This is a genomic window from Jatrophihabitans lederbergiae, from assembly GCF_031845305.1.
Taxonomy (GTDB): Bacteria; Actinomycetota; Actinomycetes; order Mycobacteriales; family Jatrophihabitantaceae; genus Jatrophihabitans_A; species Jatrophihabitans_A lederbergiae.
Genome location: NZ_JAVREH010000117.1, coordinates 1 through 3610, shown reverse-complemented (window position 1 = coordinate 3610; position 3610 = coordinate 1). Strand labels below are relative to the sequence as shown.

The following is a 3610-nucleotide window of genomic DNA, read 5'->3' as shown; positions in this document are numbered from 1 at the left end:
CCTCGGCGTCGTCTTCAAACGACGCGACTGGCTCTAACCGCTCGGCCAACATGGCTGGACAACCAGCTCTTCATAGCCGTCCTCGGACGCTGGCGAACCCGACCACCGCACGCCGCGGCAACGTCGCATGCGGGAACGCGCGGCTGTTCGGCTCCACAGGGTGGGCTTAGCGGGATCCACGTCGGTGCACGAACGTCCAGCCGCGATCGATTCCACGCCGTCGTCGGAGTTCGGGCGTGTCAGAGATCGGCCAGGATCGCGATACACCGGTTCTCGAAGGGCGGTGGTCTGCGGGTATTCGTCCTTGTCGGTTATGTTCTCGGCCATCAGCCGGTTGGCCTGCGGTTCCGTCCAGGTCATGACGAAGGCGGTCAGGTTCGGCCGGGCACTGCCCTCATGCAGCAACTCGTATGCACCATGCGATGGGCGGTGGTAGCGGCATCGTTACCGGCATTCCTGGTTGGCCGATCAGCCGATCGCGGTGCCGAATAGGTGTCCGATGCCGTAGGTGAACGCCAGTCCGATCGCGCCTCCGATGACGACGCGCGCCATGGCGCGTCGGGCGCTGCTTCCTCCGATGCGGGCACTGAGTGCGCCCGCGATGCCCAGGGTGATCAGTACGGCGGTGAAGGTGACCGATACCCGCCAGGTGGCGGGTGGGAGCAGGATTGCCAGTAGCGGTAGCAGCGCGCCGAGGGTGAAGGAGCCCGCGGACGCGGCGGCGGCCTGGATGGGGTCGGCGAGGTCATCGGGGTCGAGTTGTAATTCGGCGTCTAGGTGCGCGGCCAGCACATCGTGGGCGGTGAGCTCGGTGGCCACGGTGCTTGCGGTGGCTGGCGAGAGGCCGTTGGCTTCATAGAGCGCGGTGAGTTCGGCGAGTTCTTGTTCAGGTGTTTCGGCAAGTTCCCGCTCTTCTTGGGCGAGTAGCGCGGTTTGGCTGTCACGTTGGCTGCTCACAGACACGTACTCACCCAGCGCCATCGAGACGGCGCCGGCGACGAGTCCGGCGAGACCGGCGGTGAAAATGGGTCCAGGGGAGGAGGTGGCCCCAGCCACTCCGACGACGATCCCGGCAACGGACACGATTCCGTCGTTGGCACCGAGAACGGCGGCTCGTAACCAGTTCAGTTTGCCCGCGGTGCTCTGCGCATGTGGCTCGTCAGTGCGGGTTGGTATGGCTACTTCGGACACCGCGGCCGGTGTCCTGGACCGGTTCGCTTCATTCGCGCTCATGATCCAGTGAATCACCGACACCGACCACATCCCAGAAAGGCAAGTCTGCCCTTACCGCGCTCGGGGAAAGACGTAACCGGCGATCGTGCGACTGTGGCGTTCGGCATGGCGGTGACCGCGTTCGCGAGCATCTTCCAAGGCCCTATGGTCCCAGCCAGCCGAACTGACCTGCCATGACGACCCGCGCCATTCACTCACCTGTATTGCTCGCCGACTCGGCTGCCGCGGCAGGCAGGACCCCGCGCGGGGCTTGGCGAACGAATTGTTTACAGGTAGTATGGAGCTGTAAGCAATCCGTTCGAGGTGGGAGTCATGAGTACCGCAGCGTTGCCGTCGATCATCAGCCGTGCTGATCTGGCCGGGCTTGGCCTGTCGAATCATCGGCTGTATGGGATGGCGCGGGCTGGCGAGCTTGAGCAGATCGCGCCGGGCTTCTATGCCCGGCCGGGCGAGCTGGATGACACGACGGCGGCGTGGGCGTCGATCAGTCTACGGAAACCGTCGGCGACGATCTGCCTGCTCAGTGCGCTGTCGCTGCACGAGTTGACTGACGAGATCCCGCGGGAGACCGACATCGCGCTGCCCCGGGGGGAGCGGACCCTGGCGACCAGGTTCACGCCGATCCGGTGGCACTCCTTTGCCCGCGCGACGTTCGACATTGGCCGGGCGCAGCACCAGTTGACCGATGACGGCCTCACCATCGGGTTGTATTCGCCAGAGCGGACGATCATCGATGCCTTCCGGCTGCGGCACGAGATCGGCACCGACATAGCGAACGAGGCCTTGAAGCGGTGGCTGCGTCGGCGCGGCAGCACGCCGTCGACGTTGCTGGAGTTGGCCCGGTCGTTTCCCCAGGCGCTGCCGGCGCTGCGCTCAACGTTGCAGATCCTGCTGTGAGTCCGTCGCGGCAGCATGGAACGCCAGCCGGTGACGCATTCCTGGCCATCCAGAAGCTCGCCCGCGGCGGCGGTGGGGATGTTCAGGAACTGCTGACGTTGTACGCGCTGGAGGGTCTACTCACCGTGTCGCCGCCTCCCGCTATCGCGAGGACTTCGTGCTCAAGGGTGGTGTGCTGCTGGCCGCGTTCAGCCTGCGCCGGCCGACGAAGGACATCGATCTACAGGCGACCGGAATCGCCAACGATGCCGACGACGTGCTCGAACGCATCCGGGAGATCGCCGCGATCGACGTCGATGACGGGTTGATCTTCGATCCGCGTGCGATCACCGCGCACACGATCCGCGAGGACGACGACTACGCCGGCGTCCGCATCCGGCTGATCGGCACGTTAGGCAAGTCCCGCCTGCCGGTTGGGATCGACGTGAACTTCGGCGACCCGATCTGGCCGGCCCCTTCCGAGATCACCCTGCCCCGGCTGGTACAGATCGGGCAAGAACCAGTCCACATCCTCGGATACCCGCTCCCGATGGTTATCGCCGAGAAGACCGTGACCGCCCTCGAACGCGGCGAAGCCAACACCCGGTGGCGCGACTTCGCCGACGTCTTCACCATCAGCAGTGCCCACGAGATATCAGCCAGCGAACTCGTGGGCGCCCTGCAGGCAGTCGCCGCTTACCGTGGCGCGGTGTTGCGACCGCTCCTACCTGCGCTGTCTACGATGCCCGAGACGGCCCAGGCCAAATGGGCGAACTGGCGGCGCAGGCAGGACTACCCCCGCAAGCTGCCCGAGCAATTTGCTGACATCCTAAGCATCGTCGCTGCGTTCACTGACCCGATATTGGGCTCCGCGGTGCCCGAAGGTGCCCGCTGGAATCCGACCCGTCAAACCTGGGAATCCAATCCCTGACCTTGGACCGTTAGCAGGCGAGGACTGCTCGGGGCTTGGCGAGTTCGATTGAGTCGACGATCGTCCCCGCAAGGCGACGGACGACAGGTCGCGCACTATTGGGGTGGAGCAGGACTGGAGAATCCAACTACGCGCAACGGCTCTGGAGTGCATTCAACGGTAGCCAACGGCACAGCGAATGCCCTATGAAATAGGGAGGTTCCCGCAAACATGGGGTCTGTAGAGGGGCGGACGTTCGGCCTGGCAGATGGAGGCTCCATCTAGCGCGGCGAGGCATCTATAGGCCCGTATTTCCGGGCTTTGCGGGTTGACCCGGCGGCTTGACCCCCACACCGAAATCTGACCCTATTTCGATACAGGGTCAGCAGTCTGGAGCGTGGCTTGGACATCGCCCCCGCAGATCACAATCGGGCTGGCCCGACGGCCACGCTGGACCACTGAAGCTAGCCCGAAACTTTCACGCGGCGCCTGTTGATCGTCGTTCTTGGGGCGGCAGCCTCTGTGGTTTCCGATTGTGCCGTGCGGGCAGGACAGTTTGGCCGAGGTCGCTCGGTGCGCCGGTTCCACGTG

3 protein-coding genes are annotated in these 3610 nt (G+C 64.9%); 2 read left to right on the top strand and 1 reads right to left on the bottom strand.

Annotated features, from left to right (window positions below):
• Positions 1-468 precede the first annotated feature (468 nt).
• Positions 469-1233: a VIT1/CCC1 transporter family protein gene (locus RM423_RS24225; RefSeq protein ID WP_311425603.1), complete on the bottom strand. Its 765-nt coding sequence runs from the start codon at positions 1231-1233 to the stop codon at positions 469-471.
• Positions 1234-1545: 312 nt separating this feature from the next.
• Here RM423_RS24225 and RM423_RS24220 point away from each other — a divergent pair, with 312 nt between their 5' ends.
• Together RM423_RS24220 and RM423_RS24215 are read left to right on the top strand one after the other, a co-directional pair.
• Positions 1546-2130: a type IV toxin-antitoxin system AbiEi family antitoxin domain-containing protein gene (locus RM423_RS24220; RefSeq protein ID WP_311425602.1), complete on the top strand. Its 585-nt coding sequence runs from the start codon at positions 1546-1548 to the stop codon at positions 2128-2130.
• 157 nt (positions 2131-2287) lie between these two features.
• The gene (locus RM423_RS24215; protein ID WP_396327867.1) at positions 2288-3040 is read left to right on the top strand and encodes a nucleotidyl transferase AbiEii/AbiGii toxin family protein; all 753 of its coding nucleotides are present in this window, start codon (positions 2288-2290) and stop codon (positions 3038-3040) included.
• The last annotated feature ends 570 nt before the right edge of the window (positions 3041-3610 follow it).